The 720-nt window shown below is 41.8% G+C and carries 1 protein-coding gene; it reads left to right on the forward strand.

Annotated elements, in window-relative coordinates; all coding sequences use genetic code 11:
- A partial coding sequence (locus SB775_RS27325) for a transposase (protein WP_410864271.1) occupies positions 1-720 on the forward strand: 720 nt, incomplete at both ends.

The following is a 720-nucleotide window of genomic DNA, read 5'->3' on the forward strand; positions in this document are numbered from 1 at the left end:
GATGTGAAAGATGCTAAAGTCATTGCACAGTTGGTCAAAGACGGAAGATACGCCGAACCTACGATACCACAAGGAGTTTATGCCGAACTACGTGTGGCGAAGAAAATTCGTGATCTTTTAACAGAGGATCTTCAGACGGTCCAAGGCCAGGTCCATAACTGGATTGATCGGTACTTTCCAGAATTTCTAACGGTATTTAAGAAGTGGGAGGGAAAAGCAGCATTACAATTCTTAAAGCTCTATGCTTTACCACATGAAATAGTAAATTTCACTGAGCACGAACTGTTAGCCCACTTAAGAAAAACCGTGACCCGAAGTGTAGGTCTAAGCAAAATTCGTAAGTTAAAGCAAGCAGCCAGTAAGTCCATCGGACTTCGACAAGGCTCCGAAATGGCAAAACTGGAGCTGAAAACGCTTCTGGCTAAATATGAATTAATCCACTTGAAATTCGAAGAATTGGATACAAAAATAGATTGTTTACTTGATGAAATACCAGGTGTACCACAAATGTTAGCGATAAAAGGTGTTGGTAGAGACACTGTTGCGGGCTTCTTTGCAGAAGTTGGTGACCTTAAGGAATATACTCATCCCCGACAAATTATTAAGCTGGCCGGCTTAAGCTTAAAAGAAAATACCTCTGGTAAGCATAAGGGGAAAACAACCATCACCAAGAGGGGACGGAAAAAGCTGCGAGCCCTGTTATTCAGGGTTTGTATGATT

The sequence above is a fragment of the Peribacillus sp. SIMBA_075 genome, from assembly GCF_046534585.1.